At 68.5% G+C, this 248-nt stretch carries 1 pseudogene; it reads right to left on the bottom strand.

Annotated features, from left to right (window positions below):
• Positions 1–248: pseudogene (locus SB816_RS33905) on the bottom strand (bifunctional transcriptional regulator/glucokinase); the annotation flags it as partial.

Raw genomic sequence — 248 nt, 5'->3', positions numbered from 1 at the left:
AGCCGAGCGAGCGGCAGAAGCGGATCACCGTCGGCTGGCTCACGTCGGCCTTGCGCGCGATATCGACGATCGGATCGTTGATGATCGAGCGCGGATGGTTCAGCGCGAGATCGGCGACGCGGCGCTCGGCCGGCGTCAGCGCGTCGCGCATCTGGCGAATCCGCTCGAACACCGCCGACGACGCACCGCCCGAGCGGTTCGACAACTGCTCCGCGAGGATCGCCGACACGCCGAGGAACGCCGGATAT

Source organism: Achromobacter sp. SIMBA_011, from assembly GCF_046535435.1.
GTDB lineage: Bacteria > Pseudomonadota > Gammaproteobacteria > Burkholderiales > Burkholderiaceae_B > Achromobacter > Achromobacter dolens.
This window is presented reverse-complemented; position numbering and strand designations above follow the sequence as displayed.